Source organism: Halorussus ruber (assembly GCF_004765785.1).
GTDB classification, from domain to species: domain Archaea; phylum Halobacteriota; class Halobacteria; order Halobacteriales; family Haladaptataceae; genus Halorussus; species Halorussus ruber.
This window is the reverse complement of the sequence record NZ_SBIT01000007.1, coordinates 165,473-180,710: the sequence shown is the minus strand read 5'-3', so window position 1 is coordinate 180,710 and position 15,238 is coordinate 165,473. Positions and strand designations below refer to the sequence as shown.

Below are 15,238 nucleotides of genomic sequence, written 5' to 3'. Positions count from 1 at the left end.
CTTCGTCAGTCTTCCGCCGGAATCGGAAACTCGGCCAGTTCCGGGTACAGCAGGTCGTCGGGGCGCTCGCGCCACCACCGCACCTCGGCGATTTCGCCCTCCCGAGGACGTGTCTCCCCCGAGACGCGCTCGCCGTCGAAGATGACGATGAGTCGATGAATCGGCAACTCGTCTCCGCTCTCGTCTCGAATCTCGATGCGGTGGACCTGCCGGACGCCCGTGAGTTCGACCTCGACGCCGGTCTCCTCGCGGGTCTCGCGCCGGGCACCCGCCGCCAGACTCTCGCCGGGTTCCTGCTTGCCACCGGGGTCGCTCCACGCGGTGTCGCCCTCGTGACGGACCAACAGTACCCGGCCCTCCTCGTCGGTGGTCCAGACGCCGCCCCCGCCGAGGGTTCCGGCCTCGAATCGTCGGCGGACGCCTTCGTAGGCCTCCGGCGGATGGTGCCACGTCTTCTCGACTACGTCGATTTCCTCGTCACCGTACGCTCCCCGGAGGCGGTCGAGCGCGTCCTCTACTCGGCGGCGCGAGCGCTCGGTGACTGTCACGCTCGTGAATTCGACCCGGGGAGAAAAACCGCTTCTGCTTCCGCTTCTCGGGAGGAGGTCCCCGACCGACAGGAATTTACTGTCGGTCTCGGTACGTGTCACCGAATGGCTGATTCGGAGCGGCTCGACGGCACCGCGTTCGAGGGGCAGACCGACCGGTTCTACTGGCTCTGGATCGTCGCCGCCGCGACCTACGGCGTCGGCGACGTGGTGACCACCATCACGCTCCTGTCGTTCGATTCGTCGGTCGGCGAGGCCAACGCGCTGGTTCGGGCCGCCGTGGACACCTTCGGCCTCGCCGGACTCGTCGGCCTGAAAATCGGCGTGTTCGTCGTCTGCGTCGGGGTGCAGGCCCACGCGATGGACGACACCGACGACCCGGTGGTGGTCTACGCGCCGCCCGCGGTCCTCGCGGCGTTCGGCGGGTTCACGACCGCGTTCAACCTCCGACTCCTGCTGGGGTAGTCCGCCAGCGACGACGCCGAGGCGTTGCTCTCGGCGCGGACGCCTACCTCGGCGGGTCCGTTGCCCGTCTCGTCGTCGGGTTCGTCGTCCTCAGTCCCGTCCTCGGCAGTCCCGTCGGCAGTCCCCGCGGAGTCCGTCGTCAGCGTTCGCCCGGCCGTCCCGCCGTCGGACCCCGCGGTTCCGTCCGACCGCTCGGTGGTGGCAACTGACGCTGGCGTCTCGCCGCGCTCCGCAACTGTCCCGGTTCCGCTCTCCTCGCTCGCGGTTTCGGCGGTCTCACCCGACGCCGACGCGGTCGGCGTCGCCCCGTCCGCCGGGCCTCCGGGGTCGTCCGACCCGCCGAGGAGCGCCGGCAGGAAGCCGAATCCCGCCCCGAGGAGCGCGACCCCGACGACGAGCGCGAGGATGACGCCGCGCTTGGTGAGCACCGCCGAGAGGAACGCCCTTCGAGCCATCGACGTCGGTCACTCCCCGGTAGCGGACGCGAGCGAAGCGACAGCGTCGCTCCGCTCGCTGGCATTGTTTTTATTTTCTTCACTATATTTTCTATCTACTTTACTACTATTTTCCTTTTCTCCCCCACTGTTTTTATTTCTCCCGTCCTTCCCGCCGTCGTCTCCTCCGTCGCCCCTCTCGGTGGTCGCCTCGGTCGTAGTGGTCGCGGTGGTTTCGGTCGTGGTAGTCTCGGACGTGGTCGCGGTGGTTTCGGTCGTAGTGGTCGTGGTCTCGGCTGGGGTGGTTTCAGTCGCGGTGGTCGTTTCGGCAGTCGTGGTCTCGGTGGTGGTTTCCATCTCCTCGGTGGTGGTTTCCGTCTCCTCGGTGGTGGTTGTCGTCTCGGTGGTGGTTTCGGTGGGTCTCCCGCCGCCGTTCTCGGCCTCGCCGCCGGTGTTGGCCCGGCCGTCGGCCCCCGTCTCCTCGGGGCGGTTCTCGACCGTCACGTCGAACGTCGCGTCGGCGTACCCGGAGGTCAAGACCGTCTCGTCTGCGCCGAACACCGTGACGCCGAGTCTGAGTCGGACGGTCCGAGTCCGGCGCTCGCCGTCGTCGGGCGTGAAGTCGGCGGGCGAGAACCCCCGTCCGTCGAGGAGGTCGCGCGTCTCGAACCGAAATTCCGTCTCGCCGTGGAGTCCGGCGGCGTCGAGGCGCTGGCCGTCGAGTTCTCGGTACCGGAGCGCCGAGTCGAGTTTTGCGTACAGCACCAGCGCCGCGTTCTCGGCGGGCTCCTCGAGGCCCGACCACGAGACGGTCCCCGCGGGAGCAATCGTCAGCGCGCCCAGCGCGCCGTCGTGAGTCCGAACGGTCACGTCGCTCGCCGCGAAGGTGGCTCCGGCGTCGGCCCGGCCGGTGCGGGCGAGCGCCGAGGCACCAGCGCCGCCCGCCGCGACGCCCGCGAGGAGGCCCAGAAATCGGCGTCGGTCGGTGTTCATGGAGGACCCGCCGGGGGAGTCGAACCCCCGCGAGGCCAGCGCGGGTCGGTGGATGACAGCGAAACTGACTACCGTCGGTGCGAGGGACGCTTACGGCGCGTTCACGGTGAGGTAGTACTTGTCGCTCGCGTCGAACGCCGGTCCGTTGAAGCCCTTGCCCTCGGTATTCGAGACGCGAGTCGCGGGGTACTCGCCCCCGGCGGTCGCCTGTCCCATCACGCTGTAGGTGCCGCCGAACTCGCTGGCCGCGACCGAGACGGTGAGCGTCCCGTCGTCGGTCGCGCTGGCTTCGAGACTGCTCGGGGCGCTCCCCGAACCCCACCCGGAGCTACCCGCGGGGGTGACTTCGACCGACCCGTCGGGCTTGCGCGAGACTTGGAAGTTCGCCTTGTCGCTGGCCGCCGCGTTGAGGTTGATAGCGAGGTTCCAGTTGTCCGCGTCGTCGTTGAACCCGGAGGCGCTCGGGTCCTTCCACGTCGTCACGTCCAGATGGAAGGTGTACGTCTCGTCGCCGTGAGTGATGAGGAGTTCGTTCTCTCCGTCGTGCGAGGAGAACTTCTGGTCGTAACTCGACGCGCTCGCGTCGGACTCACCGTCGATGTTGGTGTCGGAGGCGGCGTTGTCCGCGCCGACCCACATCGTGTCGGCCGCGTTCGCGTCGTGGGGCGACCCGCCGTTGGTCGTAATCGTCACCGAAATCCGGAGGTCGATGCCCGTGGTCTTCTTCTCGCCGTCGGTGTCCGACTCGAAGTGGTCGTCGCCGAACTGCTCGGTGAGGTCCACCGTATCGAGTTGGAAGTCCCGCTCGCCCGAGAGGCCGTTGACCGCGAGGGACGTGCTCGTCAGCGGAGCGTAGTTGTTGGGGTGCGAGCCTTTCTCCTTGGCTTCGAGCGTCACCGTGGCGGTCTCCGCGGTCGCGTCGAAGCCGCTCCACGAGACGGTGCCGGACGTGTCCACCAGCACCTTCCGGATGCTACCGTCGGGCGAAGTGACCGTGCCCGCGTTGTTCGCGGTGAACTCCGTGCTGACTTTCGCCGCCGCACCGCCCGTGAAGGCCGCCAGACCGCTTCCTGCGAGCGCGAGGCCGCCGACTGTGCTCAGTACCTTCCGCCGGTCGAGTTCCAGATTCGATTTCATGGTTAGGTCGTGTTTTCGGGTGCTCTCCGAGGCCCGGTCGGCCGGGAGCACTCGTTTCACTACGACGACCTATCCCGCATTATCCATACACTCCGATAAGTCCTCCATACGAACCGAGAAGGTTGCACATGCCGACCCAGAAGGTCCGTTAAGGGGTGCTTATAGGGTGGAAAACCGCACCCGAGAGCGGCCTAGGAGCCTGATTACGAAAGCCGCCTTTCCGACAGAGATGGTTTCAGCGCCAGCGAAACTGTAACTCGTCGGAAGATAAATGGTGGCTGAAAATTATGGATAAGCTGTCGTTGACCGACCGTCCCGAACCGACAGGGAGAACTTACCGAGAAAATGTCAACCGGAACGCTCGAACGACCCGAGACCGCACCCGACTCGCCAGAGGAGTTCACCCAGGAGGTCGTCTTCGAGATGCTGAGCAACCGCCGTCGCCGATACGTCGTCCACTACCTGCTGGACGCCGACGGCGAGGCCGAGTTGCGCGACCTCTCCCGGACGGTTGCGGCGTGGGAGAACGACAAGCGACCCGAGGAGGTGACTTCTACCGAGCGCAAGCGAGTGTACAACGCGCTCCAGCAGGCCCACCTGCCGAAGATGGACGACGCCGGACTGGTCGAGTTCGACTCCTCGCGGAGTACGGTCGCGGCGACAGATGGACTGGTCGACTTGCAGGTGTATCTCGAAATCGTCCCCGGCGGCGAGATTTCCTGGAGCCAGTACTACCTGCTACTTGGGCTTCTGTTCTCCTCGGTCGCGCTCGCGGCGGCCGTCGGCGTCTCGCCCTTCGAGGAGGTTCCGGGCGTCGCGCTCGCCGGAGCGATGGCGGTTCTGCTCACGCTCTCGGGAGCGGCGCACGTCTATCACGGCCGGAAAACCCGACTCGGCGCGGACGACCATCCGCCGAGTGTCTGAGGAGGGCGTCCCTCAGACGTGTTCGTCGAGGAAGTCGGCCATCTTGGTGTAGGCCTCGATGCGGTTTTCCAGCTTCGTGAAGCCGTGGCCCTCGTCCTCGAAGATGAGTTTCTCGACCGGGACGCCCTGTTCGGCCGCGGTCTCGGCGATTTGCTCGGCCTCGCCGACCGGGACGCGGGGGTCGTTCGCGCCGTGGAGGACCAGCAGGGGCGCTTCGATGTTCTCGATGTTGTTGGTCGGACTGATGGATTCGAGGAACTCCCGGTCGTCTTCGAGCGACCCGTACTCGGCCTCGCGGTGTTCGCGCCGCCAGTCGCCCGTATTTTCGAGGAAGGTGACGAAGTTGGCGATGCCCACCACGTCCACGCCCGCCGCCCAGAGGTCGGGGTACTCGGTCAGGCTGGCCAGCACCATGAATCCGCCGTACGAGCCGCCGAAGGCGACGACCCTCTCGGGGTCGATTTCGGGGCGGTCGCGGAGCCACTTCACGCCCGCCTCGATGTCGGCCACCGAGTCCATCCGCTTCTCCACGTCGTCGAGGTGAGTGTAGGCCTTGCCGTAGCCCGACGACCCGCGGACGTTCGGCTCGAAGTAGGCGTAGCCCCGGTTGAGGAAGTACTGCTTGACGGCGTGGAAGGTCGGGCGGCGCTGGCTCTCGGGACCGCCGTGGATGTCCACGATGACGGGCATCCCGCCATCGTCGGCCGCGTCGTCTTCGGTCCCCGAGCCGTCGTCGGTCTGGGGCACCGAGAAGAAGGCCGGAATCTCCCGACCGTCGAACGTCTCGTAGCGGATTAGCTCCGGTTCCACGAACGACTCTTTCGGGAGGCCAGCGGTCGCGGCGTCGGTCCAGCGTTCCGACTCGCCGGTCTCGGCGTCCACGACGTAGACGTTGGTGTTCTCGGTGCTACCGGTGACGGTGACGGCGAATCGCTCGGCGTCGTCGTCGAACGTCCCGCCGCCCATCGCGCTCTTTGGCAGGTCGGGGTCGGCGAACTCCTCGTACTCGGTCTCGCCGGTGAGTTCGCCCACCGTGAGTTCGGTGTAGCCGTCCACGTTCCGACCGAGGACGAACCGACCGGTGTCCTCGTCCACGGTCAGGCTCTCGACGTTCCAGTCGCCGCCCTCCTCGACGGTCTCTATCTCGCCGGTCTCGATGTCGAGGCGCGCGGCGTACATCGTGTCCGCGCCGTCGTCAGTGGTGAGATAGAGGGCCTCGCCGTCCGGTCCCCAGTTGACGTTCTGAAATCGAACGTCGCCCTCGTGGGGCGTCAGGTGGTTCAAGTCGCCGGATTCGACGTCGAGGACGTAGACGTCGTAGTCGAAGCTAGAGTGCATCTCCGTGACCGCGAGGCGCTCGTCGTCGGGACTCCACCCGGTTGCGATGAACCAGCCGTCGCCCTCGCAGACGAGTTCGGCGTCGTCGCCCCGCTCGTCGCGGCCTTGGACGTACACGTCGAACACCGACTGGTCGCGCCGGTTGGCCGTGAACGCGAAGCGCTCGCCGTCGTGGCTCCACCCGCCCCAGTTGTGGATGGCGTCGAGTTGGTCGGTCAGGGGCGTGATGGTCTCGCCGTCGCCGTCGAGGCGGAACAGCTGGGTGTGTTCGTCGCCGCCCTGGTCCATCCCGAAGACGAGTTCGTCGCGCTCGGGCGACCAGTCGGCGAACGAGACCCGTTCCTCCTCGAACGTGAGTTGCTGGGGCCACGTCTGGGGGCTGTCGAGTCGCCACACCTGCGGGACGCCCGTGGTGTCCATCAGAAACGACAGGCGCTCGCCGTCGGGGCCGAACGACGGCGTGTTCGCGCTCCGCACGTTGAGATACCGCTCGAAATCGTATTCCGGCATGGGGCTTGCTTGCAAGCCGACAGCTAAAGCGTTTTGGACTCCGGAACCTCCAACCGGGTCGAAGGCGCGCCCTCGCCGCGACTCCCACCGAGTTCGAGGAGGCTCCGCCGACAACGAGGAGGCTCCCACCGAGGGCGACCGTCCGTCTCTGGTCGCTCTCTCGATAAACCGATGCCGTCCGGTGATTCGACTGAGTTTACACGGAGACTATATCTCGGTCTCGGTTGAAACCACCAATGGAAGGCGCGTAACGCCGGGTTCCCGAGCGGTGTCCGCCGACCGCCGCGAGGAGGCAGTCGATTCAGTCCTCCTCGGTCGGTCAGTTCGGTCGCGGGGGCCGCGGACGCCGACGGAGCGGTTCCGCCACCGGATTCGAATCGAAACCGGCCGCCAGAACGGCGAGTTTCCCCGGGCGGTCTCTCTGGCAACTTTCGGTTGAATCGCTGAACAATCCCGTTGGTTCGCTAAACGTTCAAACTGGTTTATCCGTCGTTTCGTACTCTGTATTGCCGATACGAATGGCTTCCGAAACAGCACGTCCGTCCCGCGAGGAGGTCTTCCACGCCGTGAAGAATCTCCGACGACGCTATGTCCTCTACTACCTTCAACGATACGGCGGGCCGGTCGAACTCGGTGAACTCGCCAAACAGGTCGCCGCGTGGGAGAACGACGCGACAGTATCGGAGGTATCGTCGAGCCAACGCAAATCGGTGTACAGCGCCCTCCACCAGACACATCTCCCGAAACTGGAGACCGCGGGGGTGCTTCACTACGACCCCGACGAGGGCGTGGTGCGAGCGACCGAGCGGGCGGCCCGCCTCGACCTCCAACTGGCGAGCGACCCGCAGACCTCGCTCCCGTGGCACCGACTGTACCTCGTCCTCTCGGCGGTCAGCCTCGTCGCGCTGGCGTCGGTCTGGATGGGGTTGTACCCCTTCACGCTCGTCTCTGGAGTTCAGTACACCCTGCTGGTCATCGCCGCCTTCGGCACGATTGCGCTGGCCCACACCTACGACCTCCGGCAGTGGCGACAGCGCGCCGACAACGCCGCGCCGGACTTCATTCTCCAATTAGAGGACTAACTTTGTACCTATTTGAGAACTCTGTCTATTTCTCAAATATATCTTTAGTTGTCTTTCTCTGGTCGAGACGGTAGCGGACCGAGCGATATCGGGACGGCGAAAATCGGTGGGACTCGACGGAAGCCAGCGGTCGAGAGGGAGAACCGGCGAGCGGCTAGCTTCAGCCTTGAAGACGGCGTCTTCCGAGCCTTGCCTCGTCGTCCGAGAGCGACGCTCTCGTGACTGAGCGGGACAACGTCCCGCGAGGGCAGCGAGAGCTGTGCTCTCGCGTGCTCACGAAAATCTTCGATTTTCGAACGACGTTGCTCGGCAAGACGCCAGCGCGCGCCACGGCGGAAAATCCACCGAGCGACGACCGGCGGAACAGTCCACCAGCGAACGCTTGATGGGCCAGTCCACCGCGGGTGGGATGAAGGGGCCGCCCGGTCGCGTCCAAAGGGCTTGGTCGCTCCGCGGCCCCTATCCGCGGCGGGCGGTGTTGAGAGCCGCGGATATGCCGCAGAGCGACCGCGACCGGGCGGGGGCTTCAAAAAGACACCATCACCTCACTCCTGCTGTTTGCGCTCGCAATTCCGTAAGACAGAGCGTCCGGACGGGGCTTCAAGAAGCGTTCACTACTCCATTTCTGCTGTCGGTCCCACCTGTCGTCTCTGAATCTGCTCTTCGTCTCGACGGAGAAGGGTTGGGTTTTTAGTGGGCCGCTTCGTGGCGGTTCGTATGCGCGTCGCGTTCGTCTCCGAGACGGTGGCCCAGCACCGCGAGACGGGGGCAACGCGGCGAATTCGGCGCACCGCCGAGGCGCTCGCTGGCCGGGGCCACGACGTGGTCGTCTGTTGCGCGCAGTGGTGGGACGGCGACCACGAGACGTTCGAACAGGACGGCGTGACCTACCGGGCAGTCACCAGCGAACCGCCCGGTGAGGGCCGATTCGCCGTCGCGCTCCTCGCCGAACTCCGGGCAATCGACCCGGACGTGATTCAGGCCACCGTCGCCGACCCGGTACACCTCCTCGCCGCGAAACTCGCCAGTCTCGTCCTCCGCGCGCCCCTCGTGGTGGACTGGTACTCCTCGCCCGACGCGGGCGACGCCGACGACCCCATCTGGCGACTCGCCGCGACGACGCCGGACCTCGTGCTGGCGCCCTCCGAGACCGTCAAGACCCGCGTCCGAGAACTCGGCGCAGAGGGCGAGGCGGTCTGGGTCGTGCCCAACGCCATCGACGTGGACGCCATCCGCGAGATTCAGCCCCGAGAGGTCGCCGACATCGTCTACTCGCGGCGACTCGACGCCGACGCCAACCTCGAAAGCCTGCTGCTGGCGCTCGCCGAACTCCGCGACCGCGACTGGTCTGCGGTCGTCATCGGCGACGGCCCCGAACGCGACGTCTACGAGCGACAGGTCCGGGACCTGCGAATCGAGGACCGCGTCTCGTTCGCGGGCGACCAACCGCTCGAAAACCGCCTCGCGGCGTTCAAGGGTGCCCACGTCTACGCTCAGACCGCCCGCCGGGAGGCCTTCCCGACCGACATGCTCCGGGCGCTGACCTGCGGCTGCGCTGGCGTCGTCGAGTACCACGTCGAGTCGAGCGCCCACGAACTGGTCGAACAGGAGGAGCGCGCGTTCAGAACCACCAGCGAGCAGGAACTCACCGACGCCCTCGTCGCGGCCAGCGAGATGGAGCGGCTGGACTTCAACGACAACTTCTCGGAGTACGACGAGGAGGCCGTCCTCGACACCTACCTGACCGCGTACGACGAGGCAAACGAGCGAATGAGTTGGCTCGAACCCGCCGCGGTCGCTGGCGGCGTCGTGCTGGTCGTGGCGGTCGTGGCGCTGTTGGTCGTCTTGCTGTAAGTACGTCGAAGGATACTTCCTCGGCTACTACGGTCCGGAGACCGAGAGCACCATCGAGGACTTCCAGACAAACGCCGGAATCACGGTTGACAGTGTGGTCAGCCACGACACGTGGCAGGCGCTGATGGATATTCCGAACTGAGCGACTGACTGCCTTTTTGCCTACTGGAAATGCAGTTTCCTGCAGTTCCACCCTCAATGAATCCAAATTTAGCACAGGTATGACGTTATCCGACCATACCTGAATACTACTATCAGTCTAAATCCTATCCTAATAATATAGTAATTTATTTAACTATAGTATTTATAATATAGTATGATGTCTGAGGATAGCAATCCCGAGACAAATCGGCGTTCGATGTTAAACAGCGTTAGTGACGGACACAACGTCTTTGACGGCGACAACGACACTTCTGCAGAACGAAGACCCCTTCTCAAAGGATTGGCCACCTCTTTCGCCTCTATTCTTGGCCTGAGTAGCACAGCTAGTGCAAGTTCCAAAGGAAAAGGCTCCGAAATGCGCCAGAAAGCCGAAAGAGCGATAGAATCTTACAAGGAGCCAGCTAGCATCAATAAAGTGGTAACAAAGCACGGTTCTGAATTACTTACTGAGCTTACTGATAACGGTTTTCTAACATCAGCAAATATCGCAGATGTTCGATCTGCCGGTGTCAAAATCATGACCGCTCCTGCTGAGAATGACCCCGTAGAGGGGACGTACGTGACTGCATCGGAGCAAAAGGGCGAGTTTACGGCTCACATTTCTATCGTGCGAAAAACACCGACACGAATTGTCCGAATCAACGTGCAACCCCAGCTCGGTCGGAGTTTCGCTACTGTGAAGAACCGAAGTGGCAATTTGATTACTGTTCTTGATCCCGCGGCCGAAGATGATCTCTCGACTCAAACCGTAGAGAGTAGCGACGACGACGTCTCAATCCAGAAGTCTTGTGGGACTGACGGATACACGTGTCCGCCGAGTTCCTGTTGTTACAACTGTGGCGCAATGCAAACGAAACACGAACGAATTTGTTGTGTTTACTCTGACGGGTCTACCAGTTGTTACGAGGAACCAATGGACAAGTGTTGTGACCCGATGTTTTGCTGTTAACTATCGCAAAACAAGAAAGTCACTGATTTTTTGGACGTAACAAGATATCTCCCCGATTCTCGGCAACTAACAGACTGAAAGGAGCCTCTTGTCTCGTAGTCGTAAACTTCGTTGTACACCTCGACGAACTCGTCCTTCTCACTCGAATTCTGCCACGTGACGCGCCAAGTGACGACAGCAGAACCGTCCGTCCGAAAGTAATCCATCCGGTCGTTCGTCCAACCATCGGCCGCAGTACTTGCACGCTCGAAACTTATGCCCTTACTGACGAGCGTCTCTCGAAGGAACAGTTCACCGATTCGGTCAGTTCGGACGTGTTCCAATGACCCTATTGGCAGGTCCGGACGTGATGGCAATCCTGTTACGCTCTGAGTCTCGTTCGGATGAAGAATTTGCGCCGTCGAATTCGGCCAGTCCGTCGTTGGCTCGGTTCGCTGGTCTGTCTGCTTGCTATACCGATATCCTGCAGAGTAAACCGATTGAATGACTCGGCGCTTCCAGTTCTGGGCGTCGGCGCTAAGTACAGAGACGTTTAGATAACCGCCATACTTTTGAACGTATAGGTCCGCAACGTACATAGAGACTCCATTTCCGAGGGCTTGTCGTACAAGTATTTCATCGGTCGTCTGGGGAGGAGCCACACGCTCGGTCGAAGTCGCATTACGGGAAGTTTGCTCAGCAATTTCGATTGCATGATTCAGTTCGTGAACGACGAGACCTTCGTAGGAAATCCACGAGACGTTCTCGACGACGGTTTCGTTCGCCAGAAAAATCTCGATTGGTCCGCCGCTCGGTGAAAACTCCGTGTGACCGAGTGACGACCGTTGCTGCGAGTTTGTCGTCGAGTTGAGGCCGAAGAACGAGAGACCGGGCTCCTCGATACGGGCAAACTGTCGCTGATTCGTGGTCGTGTCAATGCCATTCTCCTCCTGCTCGACGCAAATCGACAGATTCCGCTTCAGTTGCTCACCTTTTATATCCTCGACACGCTCGACCATTCGCTCGTAGTCGTAATCCGGCAACGAATCGCACGCTTCTATCACGACGTTCCGTTCGTTTTTTCCCGTATTCTGGCTTTCAGTAGCGTAGAATCCAGCGAGTACCGCGAGAGCTAGTACCGCGACCACGGCCAGCACGCGCACCTTACTATTCATTATTCTAATTTAAATTGGAGAAATATATACGCTTTTTGCAATAAGTTTGTAAAGAAATATCTAAAACGGAATGGAGCCGCCTACTCCCCGAATCGCTCCGGATTGTCCGCGGCTTCGACCGCGTTCACCGCCGCGACGTTCTCCGCCACGTCGTGGACGCGGACGATGTCGGCCCCGCGCTCCGCCGCAATCGCGGTCCCGGCCACCGTCGCCGGACCGCGCTCGCCTTCCTCCTCGCCGATGAGGCCGAACATCGACTTGTGGGAGTGACCGACGAGAACCGGGCACTCCAGCGCGTGGAACTCGTCGGTCCGGCCCAGTAGCTCGAAGCTCTCGGCGCTCTGCTTGCCGAAGCCGAGGCCGGGGTCCACGATGACCTGCTCGCGGTCGAGTCCGGCCTTCTCGGCCAGCAGGACGCGCTCCTCCAACTCGTCGATTACGTCCTCGACCACGTCGTCGTAGTAGACGTCCCGGTCCGGAACCACAGGGGCGTCGATGCTGTGCATCACCACGATGGGCACGTCGTACTCGGCGGCGACGAAGCGCATCTCGGGGTCTTCGAGGCCCGACACGTCGTTGAGGATGTCCGCGCCTGCTTCGAGGGCGGCTTCGGCGACTGGGGCCTTCCGGGTGTCGATGGAGACCAGCGGGTCCAAATCCGCGATTTGCTCGATGACCGGGACCACGCGGTCGATTTCGTCCTCGACCGAAATCTCGTCCGCGCCGGGTCGGGTGGACTCGCCGCCCACGTCGATGATGTCCGCGCCCGCCTCGGCCATCTCCTCGGCGCGCGAGATTGCGTCCTCGACGGCCTCGTACCGGCCGCCGTCGTGGAAGGAGTCGGGCGTGACGTTCAGGATGCCCATGACCGCGGTGCCGTCCTCCCACGGGTAGCCCCGGCGGTCGGGTGCGGTCTGGATTCCCAGCGCCTCGCGCACGTCGTCGGCGAACACCGACAGGCCGTAGGGCTGGCCGTCGAGTTTCCCGGCGAGGCGCTTGAACTGGGCCAGCGTGCCCATCAGCACCACGTCGACGTTCTCGTCGTCCTGCTCGTTGATGCCCGAGAGGGCGCACTCCCCGCCGAGGCTCAGCATCTCCTCTTTGAGGTAACGGGCCTGTCGGACCTGCACGCGAGTCTTGAGGACGCGATGGACCGACTTGCCGCGCATCCGCCAGACGCCCGGACTGGTCACGTCAGCGCCCTCCAAGGCCTCGCGGGCGTCGTCCAGATTCCGGATGCGCTTGGGAATCTCGGCGCGAGTCCACCGGGTCCGGGCCTCGGCGACGGCGTAGAGCGACCCCGTGACCACCACGAGGTCGTCCTCGTCGGCGGCGTCCAAGGCGTTCTCCAGCGCGCCCTCGACCGCGTTCCGAGTTAAGACCTCGCCTGCACCGGCCTCCTCGAAGGCGCGGGCGACGACCGCCTCGTCCTCGGCGCGGTCGAGATTCGGCTGGCAGGCGACGACTCGGTCAGGGGTCGGCAGGGCCTCGGCCATGCCCCGCAGGTCCTTGTCGTGCATCGCGCCGAAGACGAGGAGGAGGTCGTCGATTTCGTCCTCGAACTCTCCGAGGGTGTCGGCGAGGGCTTCGCACGCGCCGGGGTTGTGCGCCCCGTCGAGGACGACGACGGGGTCCCGGCCCATGACCTCGAACCGGCCGGGCCAGTCGGCCTTCCGGAGGCCGCGGGCCAGTTGCTCCTCGGTCACGTCGCCGACCTGCCGGGCCAGCACGGCCGCCACGCCAGCGTTCCGGGCCTGATACTCGCCGAGGAGGGGAGTCGCAGTCTCGACTTCCCAGTCGGGGCCGGAAATCGAGATGGCGGCCTCGGTGTGGTTGGTCCGGCCGCCGTACTCGACCTGTACGTCTATTTCGCCTTCGGTGTCCGCGTCGTCCTCCGCACCCACGCGAATCACGTCCCCGGCGTGGGCCCGAACGTTGTCGAAGGCCTCGCCGGTCGTCGCGGTCACGAGCGGTGCCTCGTCGGGCGCGACGTGAGCCTTGTCGTGGGCGATTTCCGCGATAGTCTCGCCGATGATGCCGGTGTGTTCGAGCGTGACGCTGGTGACCGCGCTGGCGACCGGGTCCACGACGCTCGTGGCGTCGTACTTGCCGCCGATGCCGACTTCGAGGACCGCGACGTCCACCTCCTCGCGGCCGAAGTGCCAGAGCGCGAGTCCGGTCATGACCTCGAAGAAGGTCGGCGACTCGCCGTCCGCGGCGCGGTCGTTGACGTACTCTCGGACCGACTCGACGTACTCCGAGAGCGCGGCTTTCGGAATCTTGCGGCCGTTGACCTGCACCCGCTCTCGCACGTCGTCGAAGTGCGGGGAGGTGTAGAGTCCGACGTCGAGGCCCGCCTCTCGCAGGGCGCGCTCGGCCATCCGGGCCGTCGAACCCTTCCCGTTCGACCCCGCCACCTGCACGAAATCGACCCCGTCGTGGGGATTTCCGAGGTGGGCGAGCAACTCCGCGGTCGACTCCGTCCCGGGCTTAGGGCGGAACCGCCGCAAGTCGAACAGGAAGTTCGCCGCCTCGTGGTAGTCCATGTCTGCGTGAAGAAACGCGGCGCGCTTTAGAGTATCGGAGTCCGACCTACGCGACCGAATCGAGAGTATTATCGACCGGGTCAACTGAACTGGGGCGTCGAATCGATCGAGCGGACGGTCGCGGTCGTCCGAGTGGGGAGACGAGACAACACCATCAAAATTGTTTTCTAGGAACTAATTAGGTTTCTCTAGCAAACAAATAGTTGTCTTCTCGCAGGCGGACCAGTCGTCCGTCACCACTCGTACTCGCGTTCTCGCCCCGTCCGGTCGGTCCGCTCGTACTCGCGCCGGACGCGCTCGTCGCTCACGCTGTCGTCGGCCATCAGGTCCTGTAGGCGGCGCTCGTACTCCAGTTCGGTGAGTTCGCCCTCGACGTACTCCTGTTTCAACTGGTCGATGCGGTCCTCGGTCGTGGGTTCGAGGCGCTCGGACAGTCTGAGTTCTCGGGCCTCCGAGGAGTAGCGTTCGAGCAGTCTTGCGAAGCGCGCGAGGCGCTCGTTGCGGGGGATGGAGGCGCTCCGGACCGCCGTAATCGTAAGCCCGACCAGCAGGAAAAACGAGAGCGTCCCGACCAGCGCCGACGCCACGAGATACGGCGCGACGGCGCTCAGGACGGCGAAGACGAGCGAGCCTGCCGCGGGCGGCGCGGCGAGCGTCGAGAGCGCGGCGACGAGTCCGAACCCGACGAGGCCGACGAGCGCGAACAGCGAGAGCGCGAAGCCGCCGCCGAGGAGTTTGACTTTCGGGTCGTCTGCGAGTCCCATCACGTGGTCGTTGGCGACGACCGCACTTGAATCTCGTCCTCTACGGGAGGTCGGGAGTTGGCGAGACGATTGGGAACGATGCGATAGAAAACGCGAGTTCGAGAAAAACGCGACCGTGAACGCTTCTTGAAGCCCCACCCGGTCGCGGTCGTTGCTCGGCCTTCGGCCTGCGCGGACTGCGACTTCCGAGCCATCACCTCACTTCGTTCGGTGAGACACCGCCCGGCGCAGATAGTGGCCGAGCAAGCGACCAAGCCCTTCGGGCGCTGGGAGACAAACTGCGTCTCCCAAGGTCACGTCCGCTTCGCTCACGTGACTGCGACCGGGCGGCCCCTTCATCCCACCTGTGGTGGCTGTTCGACGAAGTGGAACCGGTGG

13 protein-coding genes are annotated in these 15,238 nt (G+C 64.0%); 5 read left to right on the top strand and 8 right to left on the bottom strand.

Annotation, left to right across the window (positions count from 1 at the left end):
* Positions 1-5: 5 nt before the first annotated feature.
* Complete coding sequence (locus EPL01_RS12205) at positions 6-548, bottom strand: NUDIX hydrolase (RefSeq protein WP_135825546.1); 543 nt, start codon at positions 546-548, stop codon at positions 6-8.
* A gap of 105 nt (positions 549-653) precedes the next feature.
* Between EPL01_RS12205 and EPL01_RS12200 the strand changes: the two genes are divergently transcribed.
* Positions 654-1,013 carry a DUF5658 family protein gene (locus EPL01_RS12200; RefSeq protein ID WP_135825545.1) on the top strand — a complete coding sequence of 120 codons (360 nt, stop codon included), beginning with the start codon at positions 654-656 and terminating at the stop codon, positions 1,011-1,013.
* Here EPL01_RS12200 and EPL01_RS12195 read toward each other — a convergent pair.
* The 3 genes from EPL01_RS12195 to EPL01_RS12185 all read right to left on the bottom strand — a co-directional run bounded on the left by EPL01_RS12195 (position 938) and on the right by EPL01_RS12185 (position 3,577).
* Positions 938-1,468 (bottom strand): hypothetical protein, encoded by a 531-nt coding sequence (locus EPL01_RS12195; protein WP_135825544.1) that lies wholly within the window; start codon positions 1,466-1,468, stop codon positions 938-940. The two genes, EPL01_RS12200 and EPL01_RS12195, sit on opposite strands and share 76 nt — an antisense overlap.
* A gap of 9 nt (positions 1,469-1,477) precedes the next feature.
* A complete protein-coding gene (locus EPL01_RS22040; RefSeq protein ID WP_210424137.1) occupies positions 1,478-2,440 on the bottom strand; it encodes a hypothetical protein in 963 nt (320 codons plus the stop codon).
* Positions 2,441-2,530: 90 nt separating this feature from the next.
* The gene (locus tag EPL01_RS12185; protein WP_135825543.1) at positions 2,531-3,577 is read right to left on the bottom strand and encodes a hypothetical protein; all 1,047 of its coding nucleotides are present in this window, start codon (positions 3,575-3,577) and stop codon (positions 2,531-2,533) included.
* A 345-nt stretch (positions 3,578-3,922) separates the two neighbouring features.
* Between EPL01_RS12185 and EPL01_RS12180 the strand changes: the two genes are divergently transcribed.
* Positions 3,923-4,501, top strand: coding sequence for a DUF7344 domain-containing protein (locus EPL01_RS12180; protein ID WP_135825542.1), 579 nt, complete (start codon positions 3,923-3,925; stop codon positions 4,499-4,501).
* 12 nt (positions 4,502-4,513) lie between these two features.
* On the opposite strand, the gene EPL01_RS12175 is transcribed toward EPL01_RS12180, so the two are convergent.
* A complete protein-coding gene (locus tag EPL01_RS12175; protein ID WP_135825541.1) occupies positions 4,514-6,349 on the bottom strand; it encodes a S9 family peptidase in 1,836 nt (611 codons plus the stop codon).
* 518 nt (positions 6,350-6,867) lie between these two features.
* On the opposite strand from EPL01_RS12175, the gene EPL01_RS12170 reads away from it, so the two are divergent.
* The 3 genes from EPL01_RS12170 to EPL01_RS22615 all read left to right on the top strand — a co-directional run bounded on the left by EPL01_RS12170 (position 6,868) and on the right by EPL01_RS22615 (position 9,427).
* Entirely contained in the window at positions 6,868-7,431 is a 564-nt protein-coding gene (locus EPL01_RS12170; RefSeq protein ID WP_135825540.1) for a DUF7344 domain-containing protein, read from the top strand.
* Positions 7,432-8,148: 717 nt separating this feature from the next.
* On the top strand, positions 8,149-9,285 hold the full coding sequence (locus tag EPL01_RS12165; RefSeq protein WP_135825539.1) for a glycosyltransferase family 4 protein: 1,137 nt from the start codon (positions 8,149-8,151) through the stop codon (positions 9,283-9,285).
* Positions 9,230-9,427, top strand: a complete 198-nt coding sequence (locus EPL01_RS22615; RefSeq protein WP_135825698.1) for a peptidoglycan-binding domain-containing protein — start codon at positions 9,230-9,232, stop codon at positions 9,425-9,427. Before EPL01_RS12165 ends, EPL01_RS22615 begins: the two co-directional genes overlap by 56 nt.
* 965 nt (positions 9,428-10,392) lie before the next feature.
* Here EPL01_RS22615 and EPL01_RS12155 read toward each other — a convergent pair.
* The 3 genes from EPL01_RS12155 to EPL01_RS12145 form a co-directional block, all read right to left on the bottom strand.
* Positions 10,393-11,550, bottom strand: a complete 1,158-nt coding sequence (locus tag EPL01_RS12155) for a hypothetical protein (protein ID WP_135825538.1) — start codon at positions 11,548-11,550, stop codon at positions 10,393-10,395.
* 80 nt (positions 11,551-11,630) lie between these two features.
* Positions 11,631-14,096 carry a dihydropteroate synthase gene (gene folP, locus EPL01_RS12150; protein ID WP_135825537.1) on the bottom strand — a complete coding sequence of 822 codons (2,466 nt, stop codon included), beginning with the start codon at positions 14,094-14,096 and terminating at the stop codon, positions 11,631-11,633.
* Positions 14,097-14,329: 233 nt separating this feature from the next.
* Positions 14,330-14,860 carry an inorganic phosphate transporter gene (locus tag EPL01_RS12145; protein WP_135825536.1) on the bottom strand — a complete coding sequence of 177 codons (531 nt, stop codon included), beginning with the start codon at positions 14,858-14,860 and terminating at the stop codon, positions 14,330-14,332.
* Positions 14,861-15,238 lie beyond the last annotated feature (378 nt).